Annotated in this window: 19 protein-coding genes; 12 read left to right on the plus strand and 7 right to left on the minus strand. The window is 65.6% G+C overall.

The window, feature by feature from the left end; all coding sequences use genetic code 11:
* Positions 1 to 81: 81 nt before the first annotated feature.
* Positions 82 to 786 (plus strand): hypothetical protein, encoded by a 705-nt coding sequence (locus OCA5_RS04325; RefSeq protein ID WP_012564389.1) that lies wholly within the window; start codon positions 82 to 84, stop codon positions 784 to 786.
* A 51-nt stretch (positions 787 to 837) separates the two neighbouring features.
* Positions 838 to 1773: a 4-hydroxybenzoate octaprenyltransferase gene (ubiA, locus tag OCA5_RS04330; RefSeq protein ID WP_012564388.1), complete on the plus strand. Its 936-nt coding sequence runs from the start codon at positions 838 to 840 to the stop codon at positions 1771 to 1773.
* Between the two features lie 27 nt (positions 1774 to 1800).
* Here ubiA and OCA5_RS04335 read toward each other — a convergent pair whose 3' ends face one another.
* Entirely contained in the window at positions 1801 to 2331 is a 531-nt protein-coding gene (locus OCA5_RS04335; protein WP_013912867.1) for a DUF6101 family protein, read from the minus strand.
* 293 nt (positions 2332 to 2624) lie between these two features.
* On the opposite strand from OCA5_RS04335, the gene OCA5_RS04340 reads away from it, so the two are divergent.
* From OCA5_RS04340 to lpxK, 6 genes are read left to right on the plus strand one after another with little or no spacing between them, the layout of a single operon-like run.
* On the plus strand, positions 2625 to 4022 hold the full coding sequence (locus OCA5_RS04340) for a TldD/PmbA family protein (RefSeq protein ID WP_042200938.1): 1398 nt from the start codon (positions 2625 to 2627) through the stop codon (positions 4020 to 4022).
* Entirely contained in the window at positions 4009 to 4827 is an 819-nt protein-coding gene (locus OCA5_RS04345; RefSeq protein ID WP_012564385.1) for a 3'(2'),5'-bisphosphate nucleotidase CysQ, read from the plus strand. Before OCA5_RS04340 ends, OCA5_RS04345 begins: the two co-directional genes overlap by 14 nt.
* Before the next feature lie 41 nt (positions 4828 to 4868).
* A complete protein-coding gene (locus OCA5_RS04350) occupies positions 4869 to 5117 on the plus strand; it encodes a DUF4170 domain-containing protein (RefSeq protein WP_012564384.1) in 249 nt (82 codons plus the stop codon).
* Entirely contained in the window at positions 5114 to 5827 is a 714-nt protein-coding gene (locus OCA5_RS04355) for a lysophospholipid acyltransferase family protein (protein WP_012564383.1), read from the plus strand. The genes OCA5_RS04350 and OCA5_RS04355 overlap by 4 nt, the downstream gene beginning before the upstream one ends.
* Positions 5820 to 7124 carry a 3-deoxy-D-manno-octulosonic acid transferase gene (locus tag OCA5_RS04360; RefSeq protein WP_012564382.1) on the plus strand — a complete coding sequence of 435 codons (1305 nt, stop codon included), beginning with the start codon at positions 5820 to 5822 and terminating at the stop codon, positions 7122 to 7124. The genes OCA5_RS04355 and OCA5_RS04360 overlap by 8 nt, the downstream gene beginning before the upstream one ends.
* Positions 7117 to 8130: a tetraacyldisaccharide 4'-kinase gene (lpxK, locus tag OCA5_RS04365; RefSeq protein ID WP_012564381.1), complete on the plus strand. Its 1014-nt coding sequence runs from the start codon at positions 7117 to 7119 to the stop codon at positions 8128 to 8130. The genes OCA5_RS04360 and lpxK overlap by 8 nt, the downstream gene beginning before the upstream one ends.
* 55 nt (positions 8131 to 8185) lie before the next feature.
* Here the strand turns inward: lpxK and OCA5_RS04370 are convergent, their stop codons facing one another.
* From OCA5_RS04370 to xseA, 3 genes are all read right to left on the minus strand, one after another.
* Entirely contained in the window at positions 8186 to 8413 is a 228-nt protein-coding gene (locus OCA5_RS04370; RefSeq protein ID WP_012564380.1) for a DUF2093 domain-containing protein, read from the minus strand.
* 116 nt (positions 8414 to 8529) lie between these two features.
* Positions 8530 to 10752 carry a copper-containing nitrite reductase gene (gene nirK / locus OCA5_RS04375; protein ID WP_012564379.1) on the minus strand — a complete coding sequence of 741 codons (2223 nt, stop codon included), beginning with the start codon at positions 10750 to 10752 and terminating at the stop codon, positions 8530 to 8532.
* A 206-nt stretch (positions 10753 to 10958) separates the two neighbouring features.
* Positions 10959 to 12419, minus strand: a complete 1461-nt coding sequence (xseA, locus tag OCA5_RS04380) for an exodeoxyribonuclease VII large subunit (RefSeq protein WP_012564377.1) — start codon at positions 12417 to 12419, stop codon at positions 10959 to 10961.
* 99 nt (positions 12420 to 12518) lie between these two features.
* On the opposite strand from xseA, the gene purD reads away from it, so the two are divergent.
* Positions 12519 to 13784: a phosphoribosylamine--glycine ligase gene (gene purD, locus OCA5_RS04385; RefSeq protein WP_012564376.1), complete on the plus strand. Its 1266-nt coding sequence runs from the start codon at positions 12519 to 12521 to the stop codon at positions 13782 to 13784.
* On the plus strand, positions 13785 to 14231 hold the full coding sequence (locus tag OCA5_RS04390) for a GNAT family N-acetyltransferase (RefSeq protein ID WP_012564375.1): 447 nt from the start codon (positions 13785 to 13787) through the stop codon (positions 14229 to 14231).
* 193 nt (positions 14232 to 14424) lie between these two features.
* Here OCA5_RS04390 and OCA5_RS04395 read toward each other — a convergent pair whose 3' ends face one another.
* A complete protein-coding gene (locus tag OCA5_RS04395; RefSeq protein WP_013912869.1) occupies positions 14425 to 14871 on the minus strand; it encodes a nucleoside deaminase in 447 nt (148 codons plus the stop codon).
* A gap of 142 nt (positions 14872 to 15013) precedes the next feature.
* Between OCA5_RS04395 and OCA5_RS04400 the strand changes: the two genes are divergently transcribed.
* On the plus strand, positions 15014 to 17095 hold the full coding sequence (locus OCA5_RS04400; RefSeq protein WP_012564373.1) for a pseudouridine synthase: 2082 nt from the start codon (positions 15014 to 15016) through the stop codon (positions 17093 to 17095).
* Between the two features lie 209 nt (positions 17096 to 17304).
* The gene (gene rsmD, locus OCA5_RS04405; protein ID WP_012564372.1) at positions 17305 to 17859 is read left to right on the plus strand and encodes a 16S rRNA (guanine(966)-N(2))-methyltransferase RsmD; all 555 of its coding nucleotides are present in this window, start codon (positions 17305 to 17307) and stop codon (positions 17857 to 17859) included.
* A gap of 177 nt (positions 17860 to 18036) precedes the next feature.
* Here rsmD and mutL read toward each other — a convergent pair whose 3' ends face one another.
* Positions 18037 to 19875: a DNA mismatch repair endonuclease MutL gene (gene mutL / locus OCA5_RS04410; protein ID WP_012564371.1), complete on the minus strand. Its 1839-nt coding sequence runs from the start codon at positions 19873 to 19875 to the stop codon at positions 18037 to 18039.
* 153 nt (positions 19876 to 20028) lie between these two features.
* A complete protein-coding gene (arfB, locus tag OCA5_RS04415; RefSeq protein WP_012564370.1) occupies positions 20029 to 20445 on the minus strand; it encodes an alternative ribosome rescue aminoacyl-tRNA hydrolase ArfB in 417 nt (138 codons plus the stop codon).
* Between the last annotated feature and the right edge of the window lie 122 nt (positions 20446 to 20567).

Genomic DNA, 20567 nt, shown 5'->3' on the forward strand with positions numbered 1-20567 from the left:
ATGCCAGATTCGGCGGGTTGTTAAGGTGGATTCGGAATCGTAAAAGCAGGCCAAGGCGTGAGCCGCAGCCGGAGGAATGCCGTGATCTCATCTTGCCAGCCGCGTTGGATGATGGCCGCTGTCGCAGCCTGCGCGCTTGTCTCGTTCGGATCGAGCGTTCACGCACAGGTCGCGTTTCCCGCGCCGCTGCCGGGGCAGGCCGCCGCGCCTCCGCCGCAGCAGGCGAGCACGTCGGCGTTTCCGCCGATCAGCGGCTCGGCGCCGATGAAGCCGATGAACACCCCGCTCGCGTTTCCCTCGCAGGGCGTGGCGCCGATGGGGCAGGGCTTTTCGTCCGCGCCATCCGCACCCGCGGCAGGGCCGAGCGGCGGCTCGCAGGCCGACTGCATGAAGGGCTTTGCGCCTTTGAAGGCGGAAGCGGAGAAGCGCGCCGAGGTCATCAAGGCGATGAGCAAGCGCAAGGCGCCCGCGAACGAGGCGTGCAAGGCGATCGGCGCGTTCTCGCAGTCCGAAGTCAAGATGATCAACTACATCAAGACGAATGCGCAACGCTGCGGAATTCCGCCGCAGGTTGCCGAGCAGATGGCGCAGGGCCACAAGGGCACCGAGCAGATGCGCGCTAATGTCTGCAACGCCGCCCAGCAGCAGGCCCAGCAGCCGCGCGGCGCCGCGATGAGCCTCAGCGAGGCGCTTGGCGCGGGCGTCGAATTGCCCGAGGCGAAGCCGACCAAGCGCAACGGCGGCTCGACCTTCGATACTCTGAGCGGCAATGTGCTGGCGCGCTAACATTTTTCTTGCGCGCCGCGCCGGACGGCAAATTTCCACGGCAAATTTCTCATGACTGATTTCAGCGCACCGGTGGCCGATGCAACGGCGAACTGGGTCGATACCCACGCGCCGCTATGGGCGCGGCCCTATCTGCGGCTGGCGCGGATGGACCGGCCGATCGGAGCTTGGCTTCTTTTGATGCCGTGCCTGTGGTCGGCGGCACTCGCGGCAGGCGTGGCGCGCGATCTCTCGCATCTTCCCGTGACGCTGGTTCTGTTTGCGATCGGCGCGCTGGTGATGCGCGGCGCGGGCTGCACCTGGAACGACATCACCGACCGCGATCTCGACGGCCGGGTGGAGCGCACCCGCTCGCGGCCGATCCCTGCGGGACAGGTGACGGTGGAACAGGCCGTCGCCTTTCTCGGCCTGCAACTCCTGATCGGGCTTGTCGTCCTGCTGCAATTCAACTGGTTCGCGGTGGCGACCGGTGTCGCCTCGCTGATTATCGTCGCGGTCTATCCGTTCATGAAGCGCGTCACCTACTGGCCGCAGGCGGTGCTTGGCCTCGCGTTCTCATGGGGTGCGCTGATGGGTTTTGCCGCGATCCTGGCGCGGATCGATGCGGCTGCGCTCTGGCTCTACGCAGGCTCGATCGCCTGGGTGATCGGATACGATACGATCTACGCCCATCAGGACACCGACGACGATGCACTGATCGGCGTGAAATCAACCGCGCTGCTGTTCGGAGAAAATACGCAATGCTGGCTCGCGCTGTTCTATGGGCTCGCAGTGGTGCTGGTCGCTCTCGCGCTATGGCAGGGCGGTGCGGGGCTTGCCGGTTATCTCGGGCTTGCGGCGTTCGCGGCGCATCTCGGCTCGCAGGTCGTGCGGCTGCGGATCACCGACTCGCCGCTATGCCTGCGGCTATTCCGCAGCAACCGCGACGCCGGGCTCGTGCTGTTCGCGGGCCTGCTGGTCGACGCCATCGTGCGCGCCTCGGTTTAAAGGCACGCACGATCCTTTTGAATGCCGTCACGTCCGCGCGATGATTTCGCGCTCATCGCGATACACGGCGGTCTCCGCCACCGGGTGGCCTGCCTTGCGGCGCATCAGGAAGCGCGGCCTGCGGATGCGGATGACGTTGTGGCGGCGACGGCGAGGCGCGGGTGTACCGGCGGCCTCGCCTTCATCTTCCACCTGCGGCAACGCCAGCGTTTCGCTCCACGCCGACCACTGCCGCTCGATCTCCTCGGCATCGTCGCTGAGGAACAGCGGCACGGACAACGACGGATCGTGGTGGATCAACACCAGCGCTTCCGCGTTCTCGGTCTGCCGCCGCGCGATGCCGAGAAACTCCGGCATCCGTAGCTGCAGCGTCATGCGCATGCCGCGCACCATGCGGCGCACGACGACGCGTTCGCGATTGATTTCGATCTGCCGTGACCCGCCATCGGCGCGCCCGTCGCGCGCTTCAAATCGGGCTGGCAAGGAAAGGGGGTCGAGCCGCAGATCGCGGCTCGACCCGGCGAGTTGGGCCCCGCCTAGTCCGTATTGACGCCTCACGTTCTTATTCTCCCCGCCGGGATTATTTTCCCGGTCGATGCGAGGAGAATGTCAGCCGCCGCTCTGGATTGGCTTAAGAAGGCTGGTTAATCGGACGTTGTCCGGATTGCTTCGAATCTCATGCTTGATAAGAGGTTGGCCCACATGATTGACGAGACCTTGCACCCTTGAGAAATTTTAAAGGCGTTTTGCAACGGAACGCTTGAAGTCTGCGTAAAACAGGCACATCTGCATCGTTAACGCCTATCAACCTGAGCGGCAGGATTCCATTCGTGATCTCTTCACCAAACGTCATTTCTTCCGTTTCATCGCTCTCAAGCAAAGCTTCTTCCAAACCCGTGACCGCCCTTCTCGATCAAAGCGCGCTGACCGATCTCGCCGAACGTCTCGTTGCGGCTGCGAAGAAGGCGGGTGCCGATGCTGCCGATGCGGTGGCGGTGCGCGGCGTCTCGCAAGGCGTCGAAATTCGCGATGGCCGTGTCGAGGAATCCGAGCGCGCCGAGGGTGACGATGTCGGCCTGCGCGTGCTGGTCGGTAAGCGGCAGGCGGTCGTCTCAACCAACGATATCGGCGGCGGCAATGTTGCCGCTCTTGCCGAGCGCGCGGTGGCAATGGCGAAAGTCGCGCCGGAAGATGCGTTCGCGGGTCTCGCCGATCCCGCGCTGCTTGCGAAGACTTTCCCCGATCTCGATCTGCTCGATCCGAACGTGCCCTCGCTCGACGAACTCGAAGCGCGGGCCCGCGAAGCGGAAGAGGCCGCGCTTGCAGTGAAGGGTGTCACCAAATCGGGTAGCGCGTCGGCCGGCTCCGGCATCGGCGGCATGGTGCTTGTTACCAGCACCGGGTTTCATGGCGCCTATCTGCGTTCGAGCCAGAGCCTGTCGATGACCGCGATTGCGGGCGAGGGCACCGGCATGGAGCGCGATTACGATTTCACGTCCGCGATCCATGGCTCGGACCTCGAAGCACCGGCTGCGATCGGCCGCAGCGCCGGTGAGCGTGCCATCGCGCGCCTCAATCCGCGCAAGGTCGCAACCTGCAAGGCGCCGGTGGTGTTCGCCCCCCGCGTGGCCGGCTCGTTGATCAGCCATCTTGCGGGCGCGGTGAACGGTGCCTCCGTTGCGCGGAAGACGAGCTTCCTCAAGGACAAGCTCGGGCAGGTGCTGTTCGATTCTTCCATCCGCATCATCGACGATCCGCTGCGTGTGCGCGGCTTGCGCTCGCAGACGTTCGACGCGGAAGGCGTTGCGGTTCAGCGCCGCGCGATTGTCGATGACGGCGTGCTCACCACCTGGCTGCTCGACAGCGCCACCGCGCGCGAACTTGGCATGACGACGACCGGCCATGCCCATCGCGGCGTATCATCTTCGCCGTCGCCTGGCGCCTACAATCTGCATCTCGAACCCGGCGATGTGACGCCGGAAGAATTGATGGCCGACATCAAGGACGGTTTCTACATCACCGACCTGATCGGCTCCGGCGTCAACGGTGTCACCGGCGATTACAGCCGCGGCGCGTCGGGCTTCTGGATCGAGAACGGCAAGCCGTCCTATGCGGTGAGCGAAGTGACGATCGCGGGCCATCTGTTCGATATCTTCAAGTCGATGCGGCCGGCGAACGATCTCGTGTTCAAGTACGGTGTGAATTCGCCGACGGTGCGAATCGAGGGACTGACGATTGCCGGGCGCTAGAAACGATTTCGCGGTTGAGGCCGCGCTTCTGGCCAGCACCTTGCGCGAGGCGGGCGAACTTGCGTCCGGCATGTTCGGGTCCGACCTGAAAAGCTGGGTGAAGGGCGTATCCTCGCCGGTCTCCGAAGCTGATATCGCGGTCAATCATTTCCTCGAGGAGCGGCTGCGCTCCTTCAATCCGGATTACGGCTGGCTGTCGGAAGAGAGCGCGGACGATCCCGCACGGCTCGGCAAGTCGCGGGTCTGGGTGGTCGATCCAATCGACGGCACGCGTTCCTATCTCAATCGCCGCAAGGACTGGTCGATCAGCGTCGCGCTGGTCGATCACGGCGTGCCGGTGCTCGGCTGCGTCTATGCGCCGATGAGCGATGAATTTTATCTGGCCGAGCGCGGCAAGGGCGCGACGCTCAATGCGAGTGCGATCCTCTCCGCGCGCGGCGCCGATCTCGATCTGACGCGCGTTGCCGCACCGCCCTCGATCCTCGATCGCGTTGCGAAAATCTCGGGCGGCACGGCGGGTGCGCCGCGCATCGGCTCGCTTGCGCTGCGGATGTGCCGCGTCGCCAGCGGTGCGCTCGATGTCGCTTTCGCCGGTGGTCACAGCCGCGACTGGGACGTCGCCGCCGCCGATCTCATCATCCGCGAGGCGGGCGGGGCGATGACCGAACTCACCGGCGAGAACCTGCGCTACAACTGCCCCGTCGTTGCCCACGGCGTTTTGGTCGCAGCCGGGCGCCCCCGGCACCAGGCGCTGCTGAATGCTCTGGCCCGCAGGCCGGTTTTTAATGCCAATGCGCCTATTTGAGGCTTGAATTACCGCACGGGTCCGTGGTTTTAAGGACCACCATGCCGGATACCGCACCGCCCCAACTCCTTCATCTCGTGATCGGCGGAGAGGTTTCCGACCTCGACGGAACGACGTTCAAGGACCTGTCGAAAGTCGAAACCGTGGGCCTGTTCCCGAATTATGCGACCGCCTATCAGGCCTGGAAGGCGCGGGCGCAACAAACCGTCGACAACGCCCACATGCGGTATTTCATCGTCCATGTTCACCGCCTGCTCGATCCCGGGCTCGATTCGAAAACCGGACAGTGATTTTGTCGCTCCGTAGATTGGGCCGTGCCGCCTGGGTGCAGCAGACCGTGGGTTTTCTCGCGGCCGAGTTTCTGCGCTTCGTCTGGTTGACCAACAGGTTCGAATACGAGCCGCCGGATATCTACGAGCAGGCCGAGCACCACATGCCGGTGATCGTCGCGTTCTGGCACGGGCAGCATTTCATGATGCCGTTCTTGAAGCGGAAGAAATATGCCGCCAAGGTTTTGATCTCGCGCCATCGTGACGGCGAGATCAATGCCATCGCGGCCGAGCGGCTCAATGTCGGAACCGTGCGCGGCTCCGGCGATCACGGCTCCGAATTCCATCGCAAGGGCGGCGTCGCTGCATTCAAGACGATGCTGCGCGAGCTCGACAACAACACCAACATGGCGCTCACCGCCGACGTGCCGAAGGTCGCGCGCAAGGCGGGGCTCGGCGTCATCATGCTCGCGCGCGAATCCGGGCGGCCGATCCTGCCGGTCGCGATCGCGACGAGCCGCTTCAAGCGGCTGAACAACTGGGACCGCTCCGTCATCAACCTGCCGTTCGGACGCGGGATCATGGCGGCAACAGAGTTGATCCACGTGCCGCCGGATGCTGATGATGCGGCGATGGAAGTGCTGCGCCAGCGGCTCGAGACCGCGCTCAACGATGTAAATCGCCTCGCCTACACGCGGCTTGGCCATCCCGATGAGGGGCTCAATGGCTGACGCCCTGCCGGTGACGCTTGGAGTGTACCGGCGGGCTTCGGCTCTCGCAGCGCCGCTCGCGGGCCTCATCATCGGGCGCAGGCTGAAACAGGGCAAGGAAGACCCCGAGCGCGTCGCGGAGCGGCGCGGGTTTGCGAGCGTCGAGCGCCCGCCGGGGCTACTCGTGTGGATTCACGGCGCAAGCGTCGGCGAAGTGCTCGCCGCGGCCGAGCTTGTCGATCGCTTGCGCGCGCTGAATCTGCGCGTGCTTCTTACCTCTGGCACCAAGACGTCAGCCGACATTGTCGCGCGGCGTTTTCCGCCGGACGTCATCCATCAGTTCATTCCCTACGATGTGCCGGGCTTTGTGGCGCGCTTCCTCGATCACTGGAAGCCGGGGCTCGGATTGTTCATCGAGTCCGATCTCTGGCCGAATCTTTTGTTGTCCGCATCCGAGCGGCGGATTCCGCTGGTGCTCATCAACGGGCGGATGTCGCCGCGCTCGTTCCCGCGCTGGCAAAAAGCGCGCGTCACCATCGGCACGCTGCTGTCGTGCTTCGATCTCTGCCTGACGCAGTCGGATATCGATCATGAGCGGTTCGCGGCGCTCGGCAGCCCGAACGTGATCACCTCCGGCAATCTCAAGCTCGATATCAAGGCGCTGCCGGCCGACCCTGAGCGGTTCGATCGGCTGAAGGCGGCGACGGGACGGCGCACCGTGTTCGTCGCGGCCTCGACCCACCCCGGCGAAGAAGAAATCATCATCGAGGCGCATCGTCACCTCGCGGCGGAAATTCCCTCGCTGCTGACGGTGATCGTGCCGCGTCATCCGCAGCGCGGGCCCGCGATCGCGCAGATGGTGGCGAATGCGCGGCTGCAGACGGCGCTGCGCTCGCGCGGCGATCTGCCCTCGGCCGATACCGATATTTACGTCGCCGATACGATGGGCGAGCTCGGGCTGTTCTATCGTCTTGCGCCGGTGGTGTTCATGGGCGGCTCGCTCGTGCCGCATGGCGGGCAGAACCCGATCGAGCCCGTCAAGCTCGACGCCGCGATCCTGCACGGGCCGCACATTTTCAACTTCGCCGATCTCTATGCCGAGCTCGACCGCACCGAAGGCGCATTGCTGGCGCGCGATCCCGACGAGTTCGTCACGCTGCTGCGGCATCTTCTCGGCAATCCGATTGCGCGCAACCGCCTCGCCATGTCGGCGCAAAGCGTGGTGGCGCGGCTGGGTGGTGCGGTTGACAAGACGATGGCGGCGCTTGAGCCTTACCTCCTGCAGATGCGGATCGAGCAGGGAGGCGTCGATGCGTGAGCCGCGGTTCTGGTACGGCCCGGTCTCGTTGGGCTCGGTGCTGCTTGCGCCGATTGCGGCCTGCTATGGCGCGGTGGCGGCTGCACGGCTGGCGCGCGAGGGCACACGCGCCGGATGTCCGGTGATCTGCATCGGCAATTATCATGTTGGCGGCGCGGGCAAGACGCCGACGACGTTGCGGCTGGTCGAAATCCTGCGCGAGATCGGCGAGACGCCGGTGGTGGTGAGCCGCGGTTATGGCGGCACGCTCGCCGGGCCGGTGCGGGTGAACGAGACGCATCGTGCCGCCGATGTCGGCGATGAGCCGAAGATGATGGCGCGCCATGTGCCGGTGATCGTCGCGCGCGATCGCGTCGAGGGCGCGGAACTGGCGCGGCGCGAAGGTGCGAGCGTCGTGCTGCTCGACGATGGCTTTCAGAATCCCGCGCTCGCCAAGGATGCCGCGGTGATCGTAATCGACGCCGCGCGCGGGCTCGGCAACCGTATGATTTTTCCGGCCGGGCCGCTGCGTGCGCCGCTCGCGCCGCAGGTCGCCCGCACCAATGCGTTGATCGTGATCGGCGAGGGCCATGCCGCGGATGATATCGCGCAAGGCGTGGTGCAGCGGGGAGGGCTCGTGGTGCGCGCGGCGTTCGTGCCGGAGGAATCGTCGTTGGCGCGGCTGCGCGGCGCGCGCGTTCTCGCATTTGCCGGCATCGGCGATCCCGGCCGTTTCTTCGCGACGCTTGCGAAGCACGGCGTCGAGCTCGCCTCACGCAAGGAGTTCGCCGATCATCATCCCTTCACTGAAGCGGAGCTGAAGGCGCTCGCGGATGAGGCGCAGGCGGGCGGGCTGACGCTGGTGACGACGGAAAAGGATCTTGCGCGGATCGAGGGCGATCCGGCGCTTGCGGCCTATGCGGCGCAGATCGTGCCGTTCGCGGTGACGCTGCGGGTCGAGGACGAGGGCGCGCTGCTCGACTTCCTGAAGGCGCGGATGCGCCGCGCGCGGCAGGCGCGGCAATAAATTGTACGGCCATGATCGCGCGGCATAACCGCGCGACAAGCGTTCAGGCTTTAGCTCAGGCTTTTTTCTTCGCGGCGTTCGGGAAGGTGCGTTCCAGCGCGATCTGCGGCGTCGCGTAGGCCTCCTGCCGGTCGACGCTCCACAGCGAGAGCTGTTCCAGCGGGATGCGCTCGCCGGTCACGGCACACAGCACATAGGCTCCGGGCGAGATGATTCGGAAATCGCCATCCAGATATTCGACCTTGGCTTCGCCATGGCCGGACAGCCCCAATTTATTCAACAAGATGGACGTCTCCCGGAACTCCGCAGCCGTCGCTCTGGCTGCGATCCACTAACAAATAAGCGCTGGGAAGCGGCGGTCAACCGCTAATCCCAGCGCTTCTTAGGCCTCATGTCGGCTCAGTGGCCGGGCTCGATCACCCCGTCATAGATGTCCGGATTGGCCGCGCCCTCGACATGCAGGATGCCGACGAGTCCGCGCTCCATGCGTGAGAGTGCGTGATCGACCAGCGTGTAGTTGCCCGGCACGTCGAGCTTGGCCTCGGTAATCACCGCGCCGCCGGCCGGCACCGTCACCGTCTGGATGCCATGCAGCGGTTCGCTGAGCACGCCGCCGAGATTGTAGACCTTGTCGAAGATCTCGCCGATCAGGTGGAACGACGAGGTGAAGTTCGGTCCGCCGACACCGAAGTAGAAACGCACCGTCTCGCCGACCTTGGCCTGCAACGGATGCAGCTTCGACAGCGCGCCGACCGATCCGTTGAAGACGAAGTACTCCGGCCGCTCATTGAGCAGCTTCTCGACGTCGAAATCGAGACTGCCGTGCTGGCCGAACGGCTGCGCCGTATAGATCTCGCCCTGCATGACATAGAACTCGCGATCGACCGGCGGCAGCCCGCCTTCCGGCTCGACCAGGATCAGCCCATACATGCCGTTGGCGATGTGATGCGCCACCATCGGCGTGGCGCAGTGATAGACGTAAAGCCCGGGCACCAGCGCCTTGAACTTCACGGTTTTGGTTTCGCCCGGATTGGCCTGGGTCGATGCCGCGCCGCCGCCCGGACCGGTGGCCGCGTGGAAGTCGACCGAATGCACCATGCCGCTGTTCTCGGCATTCTTCAGGTGCACCTCGACCGTATCGCCGACGCGCACGCGCAGCATCGGGCCCGGTACCTTGCCGTTGAACGTCCAGTAGCCGAACGTCGTGCCCTCCGCGAGACGGCCTTCGAGTTCGACGGTGACGAGATCGACGCGCACCGTCTGCGGTTGACGCTTGCCGATCGGCGGCGGCACCTGGGTCGACTGCAGCGAGATGTCGGCCTCGACCACGGTTTCCGCCGGCGGCTGCGGCGTCACCAGGAACTGGCCTTCCATGCCGGAGAGCCGGTGTCCGGGAATGCTGCAGAAGTAGGCGTAGTCGCCGGCCTTCCCGGCGACAAAGGCGATATTGGTGCTGGCGCCGCGCCCGACGATGTGCGGCGAGCTGCCGGCGGGCCCTTGTCCGTCGAACACGATGTCGTGCTCGGCGCCTTCGCCGTTGATCAGCGTCACCTGCACCACCTGGCCTTCGGCGGCGGACAGCAGCGGATTGATCTGTCCGTCGATGGTGCCGCCGACGCCGATGAACACCATGCGGCCCTCAGCGATGCCGGACCGCAGCGTGTAGCGGACGCCGGGCACATATGCCGCGGCCGGAGCCGATGATGCCGCCGCCTGCTGTTGCGGCGCGGCTGCCTGCGCGGGCGCAGGTTTTTGTGCCGATGTTTGTGCGGGTGCTTGCGCCTGCTTCGGCGCCGCCGCCGGGCTCGCTGCCGCAGCGCCGCTCGCACCACCCGAGATCTTGACGAGATAGGCGATGACAGCGCTGCGCTCGTGCTCGGTCTTCAGGCCCGGAAACGGCATCTTGTTGCCCGGCACCACCTTCTGCGGATCGGCAAGATAGCGGTCGAGCGTCGCGACGTCCCACGTCAGGCCGCTTCCCTTCATCGCCGCAGAGAAATTGTAGTTCGGAACGTCGGCGGCCTTCTGGCCGACGATGCCGGCAAGCGACGGGCCCAGTCCGTTCCGGCCGGGCTCGAGCGAGTGGCAGGCCTGGCACTTCTTGTAGACCTGCTGGCCGCGCGCCGCGTCACCCTCGAGATGGGCCGGGGCTGTTGCCGCAGCGGGTGTTGCCGCGGACTGGGCTTGCGCGGTGGTTTTCGCGGGGGCCATCGCCATCGCATGGTTCATCGCATGGCCCGGCGCAGGTGCATCGGCCTTTGCCGCGGGAGCAGGCGCTTGAGGCGCGGGAGCAGGAGCAGCCTTCGGCGCTTCGGTTGCCGCGCTCTTTGCCGGTGCGGGCGTAGGCTTGGCCGCGGGTGCGGGTTCTGATTTCGCCGGTGCGGCCGCGGTCTTCGCAGGCGCGGCGGGAGCGGCAGCCGGTGCGGGAGTGGCCGGTTGTTTGGCGGCAGGCGCTTCGGTGCTCGCGGTTTGCGTCGGCGGCGCATTCAGAAGCGCCTGCTCGGCATCCGCACCCGCATTGCGATGGGAAATGTCGGCAACGGCCATCAAAACAATGATGCCAAGAAGCCCGAGTGCACCGGGAAGCCAGTTTTTCAAATTCGAGCGCGCGAAGAAGGTCATAAAGGCCTGCCTTTCTTCTTTTCGAGCAACAGGAGAACAATAGCGGCAGATATGACCTCTGCAACATCTATCGCGCTGCGAGCGTGACTCGATTGTCCGAAAATGGAGCAGGATATTTTTCGCGGCTGCAAAAACGATTCATGGACGTGTCATCGCATGCAGCGCCACGCCGCCGCAGATGCGCTTCAAAACAACAGGCGCGTGCCTCAGAACAAGTCGCCCTGAACTTTCTTCGGCTCCGGCTTTGCGGCCTTCTCGGCCTTGGCAGGCTTGCGTGCGGGGCTGACGTTCTTTGCCGCGGGCACGGCCGGTCCGTGCGTGGTCGCTGCGATGCGGCCGTCGGCGAACTCGATGCTGATGCGTTCGCCCGCGCCGACCTGCGCGGCGTGGTGCAACGGCTGCCCCGCCTCATCCCGCACCAGCGCGAAGCCACGCGACAGCACGCTCTTGTAGGACAACGCCGCCAGCATCTGCGCGCTGTGCTGAACGCGGTTGCGTCGCAGCGCGATAAAATGATCCGAGCAACGCTTTGCGATTTCCGACAGGCGATTGACCTGATCCCGACTGCGCGCGATCTGCGTGCGCAGCGTGGTGACGGTGAGCCGTCCCGTCACCATCGACAGCCGACGGTCATAGACGTGCGTATTGGCCCGCAGCGCGCGGGGCAGTTGCGCGGCGGCGCGGTCGAAACGCTGACGCGGAATCGCGAGGAGGTCGGTGAGCCGCGGCAGGCCGCGCGCGGCACCGCGCAATTCGGAGCGGCGATGTTCGTGGCCGCGCTGCCAGCAGGCGAAGGCGCGCCGCGCCAGCGAGGAAATCTCGATCGCAAGATCGGCCCGCACCGGCACCGCCATTTCGGCGGCCGCCGTTGGTGTCGGCGCGCGCTTGTCGGCGGCGAAATCGATCAGCGTGATGTCGGTCTCATGCCCGACCGCCGAGATCAGCGGGATCATGCTTCCCGCCGCCGCCCGCACCACGATTTCCTCGTTGAACGACCACAGGTCTTCGAGCGAGCCGCCGCCGCGCGCGACGATCAGAAGATCGGGGCGGGGAATTGCGCCACCTTCCTCGAGCGCGTTGAAGCCTTCAATGGCGGCTGCGATCTGCTCGGCGGAACCCTCGCCCTGCACCCGCACCGGCCACACCAGTACGCGGCGGGGGAAACGGTCGTGCAGGCGATGGAGAATATCGCGGATGACGGCGCCGGTCGGCGAGGTGACGACGCCGATCACCTCCGGCAGCCACGGCAGAAGCTGCTTGCGGGCGTCGTCGAACAGGCCCTCGGCGGCAAGCTTGCGCTTGCGTTCCTCCATCAGCGCCATCAGCGCGCCGACGCCCGCAGGCTCGATCGCCTCGATGACGATCTGATATTTCGAGGAACCGGGATATGTCGTGAGCTTGCCGGTGGCGATGACCTCAAGGCCTTCCTGCGGTTTCACCCGCATCCGGCCATGGACGCCTTTCCAGATCACGGCTTCGATCTTGGCGCTCTCGTCCTTCAGGGCAAAATAGCAATGGCCCGAGGCATGGGGCCCACGGAAACCGGAAATCTCGCCCCGCACGCGGACATGGCCGTAGGCGTCCTCGACCGTGCGTTTCAGCGCGGAGGACAGCTCGGATACGGTGAATTCCGCAGTATTGGATAACGACTCGGAGTCTTTGCTCATCGGTAACCGAATCTGGTCTTGTCAGGAGCTTCCATGATAGGACAGTTGTCCATGATAGTCTGTTTTTCCTCTCGATAAACCGCGGTTCGATCTTCTCCCATGAATATCCTCCTGATCGGCTCCGGCGGGCGCGAGCACGCGCTGGCCTGGAAAATAGCGGCCTCGACGGAACTGACGAAATTGTGGTGCGCACCGGGCAATGCCGGAATTGCCCGCGATGCCGAATGTATTGCGCTCGATGTGGCCGATCATGAGGCGGTGATTGCCTTCTGCAAGGCGAACAAGGTCGATCTCGTGGTGGTGGGGCCCGAGGCGCCGCTGGCGGCGGGCATCGTCGATGATCTCGCGGCACACGACATCAAGGCGTTTGGCCCGACCAGGGCAGCCTCGCAGCTCGAGAGTTCGAAGGGTTTCACCAAGGATCTGTGCCGCGCGCACAACATCCCGACCGCCGCTTACGAGCGCTTCAAGGATGCGGATTCTGCCAAAGCCTATGTTCGCGCCAAGGGTGCGCCGATCGTGGTGAAGGCGGACGGGCTCGCGGCGGGCAAGGGCGTCGTTGTTGCCGCAACGCTGGCCGAGGCGGAAGCCGCGATCGATGCGCTGTTTGCGTCCGCGGGCGCGGAAGCGGTGGTCGAGGAGTTTTTGCAAGGCGAGGAAGCTTCGTTCTTCGTGCTGTGCGACGGCGAGCACGCGTTGCCGCTTGCGACCGCGCAGGATCACAAACGCGCCTTCGACGGCGACAAGGGACCGAACACCGGCGGCATGGGCGCCTATTCGCCGGCGCCGGTGATGACCGATGCGATGGTCGCGCGCACCATGGACGAGATCATCCGCCCGACGCTGCGCGCCATGAAGGAGCGGGGCATGCCTTACAAGGGCGTGCTGTTCGCGGGCCTGATGGTGACGCCGCAGGGGCCGAAGCTCATCGAATACAATGTTCGCTTCGGCGATCCGGAAACGCAGGTGCTGATGATGCGGCTGATGTCGGATCTCGTTCCGGCGCTGGTCGCGGCGGTCGACGGCGAACTCGCTCATTTCGATCTGCGCTGGTACCCGCAACCGGCCCTCACCGTGGTGATGGCCGCGCAGGGATATCCCGGCAATTATATAAAAGGCTCGCTAATTTCGGGCCTCGACGACGCATCGCGTGTCGAGGGCGTGGAAATTTTCCACGCCGGAACCAGGGCAGACGGTACGCGGGTGCTTGCTAATGGCGGGCGTGTGCTTAACGTCACCGCCACGGGTAAAACTGTCGGAGAGGCGCAACGGCGCGCCTATCAGGCAATCGATCAGATCAAGTGGCCGGAAGGGTTCTGCCGCCGTGACATCGGCTGGCAGGCAATCAAGCGGGAGCAGGGGTAAATGCCGTTACGCAAGGCGAGGCGCGATGAGATCCCGCGGATTCTTCAATTGCTGATGGACGACGACCTGGCGCAAAGCCGGGAGGACACGTCGAAGGGCCTCGGCCCTTACGAGGCGGCGTTCGATGCCATCGCGGCCGATCGCAACAACGTCCTCTATGTCTGGGACGAGAACGGTTTTGCAGTAGGCTGCGTGCAGCTCACCTTCCTGCCCGGGCTGTCTTATCAGGGCGCGTGGCTTGCGCAGGCCGAAGGCGTGCGGGTCGATCGTGCGATGCGCGGCCAGCGTATCGGCGAGAAGATGATGCAGGCGGTGATGGGCATCGCGCGCGAGCGCGGCTGCCGTTCGCTGCAGCTCAAGAGCGACAAGCGCCGCACCGCCGCGCACCGCTTCTACGAGCGCATCGGCATGCGCATGTCGCACGAGGCGCTGACCGTCGATTTGTAAACCGCCGCCAAAAATCGTCGCTTGCCCCGGACGCGGCGCGGCATGACATGCCGCTCCGCAGAGCCGGGGCCGTTTCAAGCGCGGCATCTGCGGCGATCCCGGGTCTGCGAAGCAGCGTTGCACGCTGCATCGCGCCCGGGACACGGCGAACGAGAAATCGGACGCTGAACGTTGTGGTGTTTCCGATGGCGCTCTAGCGCCGCGTCTTGAAGAAGTCGCGCAGCAGCGCGGCGGCTTCGGCCTCGCCGACGGCGGAATAGACCTCCGGCACATGGTGACATGTCGGTTGCGCGAAGAAGCGCACGCCGCTGTCGATCGCGCCGCCTTTCGGGTCGAGCGCGCCGTAATAGAGCCTGCGGATGCGGGCGTGCGAGATCGCACCCGCGCACATCGTGCAGGGCTCGAGCGTGACATAGAGATCGCAATCGGCGAGTCGTTCCCGCCCGAGCTTGCTGGCCGCCTCGCGCAGCGCCAGCATTTCGGCATGTGCCGTCGGGTCGCGGTCAGTGATGGTGCGGTTGCCGGCCGCGGCGATCACCGTGCCGTTCTGGACCACGACGCAGCCGATCGGCACCTCGCCGTTCGCCTCGGCGTTTTGGGCCTGCCGCAGGGCCAGATCCATGAAACTTTGTGCCGTCATCCCTCGTGTCCTGCGGCGAAGTCTGATATGAGAGCGCCCTTGATCCACCGGCTTTGCGACAGGCGGACCCTCGTGAGAGGGCCCGCGCGGCCGTTCCAACCGGCCCCCCGCGCTTTATGCGCCTTTTCAAGCGAGACCCTACATGCCCCGCGACAACGATAAAAACAACACAGGCGGACGTCCGCCCGGCCGTGGCCGCCCGTCCGGCGGTGGCCGCAGCGGCGGTGCCGGCAAGGGCCGCCCCGGTGGCGAGCGCCCCGCGCGATCCTCTGCCCCGCGCGGCGAGCGCAAATTCGGTGACAAAAAGTTCGGCGACAAGAAGTTCGGCGACCGGAAGCCTGCCGGGCGCAAATTCGGCGACGGCGATCGTCCGCGTCCGCGTTTTGATCGCGACGAGCGGCCCGCGCGCACCGAGCGTAGCGAGGGACGCCCGTTCAAGCCGCGCGAGGACCATGGCGAGCGACCGGCGCGTGGGCCACGTAAGGAGTTTGGCCCCCGCAAGGAGTTTGGTGCAGGTCCGCGTGGTGAAGGACGTTCCTTCAAGCCGCGCGAAGATCGTGCGCCGCGTGGCGAGCGCAGCGATGCGCGCCCGAGCCGTTCCGGTGGGTTTGGCGACAAGAAGTTCGGTGACAAGAAGTTTGGCGAGAAGCGGCCTTATACGCCGCGCGGCGAAGGCTTCCGCAAGGATGGCCCGCGTAGCGATGGACCGCGTCCGGCGCGTTTCAATCGCGACGATCGTCCGCAGCGCGATGATCGTCCGCGTTTCGATCGCGATGAGAAGCGGCCCGCGCGCGGCCCGCGCAAGGAATTTGGCGATCGGCCGGATCGCGGCAATGACAAGCCGTGGGAGACGCGCGCGCCGCGCCGTGATGATACCAAGCGTTTCGAGCGTCCACGCGACGATAATCGCAGCGCGAGCGATCGTCCGCGGTTTTCGCGATCCCGTGACGATCGCCCTGAAGGTGGTGAGCGGTTCGAGCGCAAGCGTGAAGGCTTTGGCCGCCCGCGCTTTGAGCGCGATCGCGATGAACGCGCTCCGCGCCGCAACGCCTGGCAGGAGCATCCGCGCGGCGAGAAGCGTGAGCGCTTCGAGCGCGACGAGCGGCCTCGCCGCGACAACGAGGACGACAGCAAGATTTTCGCCAAGCGCCCGGCCTTCGGTGGCCGCGGCGGTTATCGCGAACGGCCGGCCAGCACCGACAAGCGCGCGGCGCCGAAGAAGGCCGACAAGAGCGGCGAGCGCATCGCCAAGGTGGTGGCGCGCGCCGGGCTGTGCTCGCGGCGTGATGCGGAAGACTGGATCATGCAGGGGCGCGTTGCCGTCAATGGCCGCGTTATCGGCTCGCCCGCGCTCGATGTGACGGCGCGCGATGTGATTACGGTCGACGGCCAGCCGCTGCCGGAGCGCGAACGCACGCGGCTGTTCCTCTATCACAAGCCGCGCGGGCTGATGACGACGCATGACGACCCTGAAGGACGGCCGACGGTGTTCGATCATCTGCCTGACGGACTGCCGCGCCTGATTTCCATCGGCCGGCTCGACTTCAACACCGAAGGGTTGTTGCTGCTCACCAATGACGGCGGGCTGTCGCGCGCGCTCGAGCATCCCGACACCGGCTGGCTGCGGCGCTATCGCGTGCGCGCCCATGGGGATGTGACGCAGGCGCGGCTCGACGAACTGAAGAACGGCGTCGAAGTCGATGGCGTCAAATACGGGTCGATCGATGCGACGCTGGAGCGCGATCAGGGCGCCAACGTCTGGCTGACGTTCGCGATCCGCGAAGGCAAGAACCGCGAGGTGCGTAACGTGATGGCGCATCTCGGGCTCGAGGTGAACCGCCTGATCCGCGTGTCGTACGGCCCGTTCCAGCTCGGCGAAATTCCCGAAGGGCAGGTCGAGGAGATCAAGAGCCGCGTGCTGCGCGAGCAGCTCGGCGACAAGATCATCGCGCTCGCCGGTGCGCAATTCGACAAGCCGGTGCAGGAGGGCGACGACGCAGAGGCCAAGCTCGGTCGTGACGGCACGCCGTTGCGCAGCAAGGCGGCGAACAAGAAGATCAAGCGGTCCGCGATTGAGGATCGCAAGGGCCGCCGCGTCGTGGTGCAACGCTCCGGCAGCGACGAAGCGCGTGCGCGCAACGAGGCCGAGGCGGGTGGCTATGGCCCACCGCGCCGCCCCCAGCGTCGCTATCACGGCAAGCGCGACTTCACGCCGAAGGATTGAGCGGTGAAGACGCGGATCATTCCGGCACGCGCCTCTTCACCTCTCCCCATAAGGGTGTTTACGCCCGTCTTCGACGGGCTATGGGGAGAGGTCGGCACGCGAAGCGTGACGGGTGAGGGGGTACGCGCTCACGATAGATCGTACCCCCTCACCCCAACCCTCTCCCCCCGGGAGAGGGAGTCCGCTTCGGTTTTGGCGCGAGTCCTCTGATGCGCGTCGTCGGCGGAAAGATGCGCGGGCGCAGTATTGCCTCGCCGGCCTCGCAGGAAATCCGGCCGACGCAGGATCGACTGCGCGAGTCGCTGTTCAACATCCTGATGCATGCCTACGGCAATCCCGCACTCGATGCGCGGGTGCTCGATCTGTTTGCCGGCACCGGCGCGCTCGGCATCGAGGCGGTGTCGCGCGGCGCGGCGTTCACGCTGTTCATCGACAACGGCGCGGCGGCGCGGGCACTGTTGCGCAACAATGTCGAGGCGTTGGGTTTGGGCGGCGTCACAAAAGTCTATCGTCGCGATGCGACAGCGTTGGGACCGGCACACCCGATGGAGCCGTTCACGCTGGCGTTTCTCGATCCGCCTTACGGTAAGGGCTTGGCTGAGAAGGCGCTCACCTCATTACGTGATGGCAAATGGCTGGTGCCGGATGCGCTTGTGGTGGTCGAGGAAGCGAAGGCGGCGGCCTTCGCAGCACCGGACGGCTATGACGAACTCGAGCGCCGTGTTTATGACGACACTGAATTTGTGTTTTTAAGAGCGCAATAGATCGCCCCTGATACACGATGTCGTTCCCGCGGATGCGGGAACCCAGACTTCGCAAATAAGCAATCGGGATTCGATCTCATCGTGAGCGCGTTGGGTCCCCGCATCCGCGGGGACGACGCGATATTTGTATTTGCCGCGATGATAGTTGTCGTCATGCCCGGCCATGACGAGAGAGAACTACCGCCGTCCGAACAGCTTCTCTATATCGGCGAGCTTCAATTCCACATAGGTCGGGCGGCCGTGGTTGCATTGGCCGGAATTCGGCGTCGCTTCCATCTCGCGCAACAGCGCATTCATTTCCTCGACCTTGAGGATGCGGCCGGAGCGCACCGAGCCATGACAGGCCATGGTGGCGGCGACGTGCATCAACCGTCGCTCCAGTGGCAGCGCCTCGTCCCATTCCGCCATGTGTTCGGCCAGGTCACGCAACAGCGAGGCCGCATTCGCCTTGCCGAGCAGCGCCGGCGTCTCGCGCACGGCAACCGCGCCGGGGCCGAAGGATTCGATCGAGAGGCCGTATTTTTCCAGTTCACTCGCGCGCGCGAGCAGCTTCTCGACCGACGCCTCGTCCATCTCGACGATCTCGGGGATCAGCAGCATCTGGCGGGCGACGCCGTTCTTTGTGAGCGAAGCCTTGAGCCGCTCGTAGACGATGCGTTCATGCGCGGCGTGCTGATCGACAAGAATCAGACCGTCGTTAGTCTGCGCCACGATATAATTCTCGTGGATCTGCGTTCGCGCCGCGCCGAGCGGGCGGCCGAGCGCGTCGCCCAGCGGCGCCTCGTTGCCGCGTGTGTCGGCGCTCGGCGCGCCGGCATCGAACGCGGCCTGTGCGGATTCGTCAAAGCCCATTGCGGGCGCTTGCGCCGCAGCCTGCGGTGGCCATGGCGCGGCGGGCGAGGAGCGCCAGTCGTAACCGCCGCGCGGCAAACTCTCGCGCGCAAAGCCTTCGCGGGAGAATCCTTCAGTGCGAAACGCGGTGGTGATCGCCGCGCCATTGGTGTTGGCGGCGGTGCGGCGGCCTTCGCGCGCCAGGCCGTCCTTCAGCGCATGCACGATCAGCGCGCGCACGAGGCCGGCGTTGCGGAAACGCACTTCGGTCTTGGCCGGGTGGACGTTGGCGTCGACCTCCTGCGGGTCGAGCGTGACGAACAGCGCCACGATCGGGTGGCGGTCGCGCGGCAGATAGTCGGCATAGGCGGCGCGTACCGCACCGAGAATGAGCTTGTCGCGCACCGGGCGGCCGTTGACGAACAGATATTGCCCGAGCGCGTTGGCGCGCGTCAGTGACGGCGCGGCGGCAAAGCCCTCGACACTGACGCCTTCGCGCTCAGAGCCGACTTCGATCGCGTGGGTGCGGAAATCGCTGCCGAGAATATCGCCGAGCCGCGTCAGCCGCCCCGGCGCGCCGGGCAGCGCCGCGGCCCAGGTGACGGGCGCGCGCTCCTCGCCCGCAAGCGTGAAGGCGATGTCGGGCCGCGCCATCGCGAGCCGCCGCACCACTTCGCGGATCGCCTCCGCTTCGGTGCGGTCGGTCTTGAGAAATTTCAGCCGCGCGGGCGTCGCGTAGAAAAGATCGCTGACTTCGACGCGGGTGCCGCGCTGGAGCGCGGCAGGTGCGATCGCGGACTTCGCACCGGCATCGACCTCGACCGCCCAGGCGTGCGGCTCGGCTGCATGGCGCGTGGTGATCGCAAGCTTCGCCACCGAACTGATCGAAGGCAGCGCTTCGCCGCGAAAGCCCAGCGTGCGGATGCGCAACAGGTCCTCGTCGTCGAGCTTTGAGGTGGCGTGGCGCTCGACCGCGAGCGCAAGGTCGCCCTGCGTCATGCCGCTGCCGTCGTCGGTGATGACGATGCGCCGCCGTCCGCCGCCTTCGGTGAAGATATCGATGCGCGTGCCGCCTGCGTCGATCGCGTTCTCGACGAGTTCCTTCACCGCGCTCGCGGGCCGCTCCACCACCTCGCCGGCGGCGATGCGGTTGACGATCTGTTCGGGCAGTTGGCGGACGGGCATGGGAGCAGGCGACTCGTGAATGGGAGCCGAATGTAGGAAGTTTTGGCGGGGAACGCATCCCGCTCGCAGGCAGAAGGTCCAATTCCAGCGGCTTGTCCTCACCTCTCCCCGTAAGAACGGGGCGAGGGAGCAGGGCAGGGAGAAAGCAGTTCCTCAATCGTCGAACCGACCGCTGCGGCCGGCCTTGACGTCGGAGCGGCGCTTCTTGCCTTCGAGGCGGCGCTTTTTCGAGCCGAGCGTCGGCTTGGTGGGGCGGCGCGGCTTCGGCCGTACCGCGGCTTCGCGCAGAAGCACGAGCAGCCGCTCGATCGCATCGGCACGGTTGCGCTCCTGGGTACGGAAGCGCTGGGCGTGCAGCACCAGCACGCCGTCCTTGGTCATGCGCTGACCCGCGAGCGTCTGCAGCCGCGTAAATGTATCGGGAGCCAGCGACAGGCGGCCGACATCAAGGCGCAACTGCGCCGCGGTCGAGAGCTTGTTGACGTTCTGCCCGCCCGGCCCGGAAGCGCGAACGAAGGAGATGTCGATGTCGCTCTCGTCGATGATGATGTCGCGCGTCACCCGGATCATGGGCGAGGGATAGCACAGCGCTCAAAGCGATGCGCGGGCTGAATATTTGGAGGTTTGATTTCGCGGCAATGTTTCCTTCACCTCTCCCCACAGAAGGGCGTTTACGCCCGTCTTCGACGGGC

Source organism: Afipia carboxidovorans OM5, from assembly GCF_000218565.1.
GTDB classification, from domain to species: domain Bacteria; phylum Pseudomonadota; class Alphaproteobacteria; order Rhizobiales; family Xanthobacteraceae; genus Afipia; species Afipia carboxidovorans.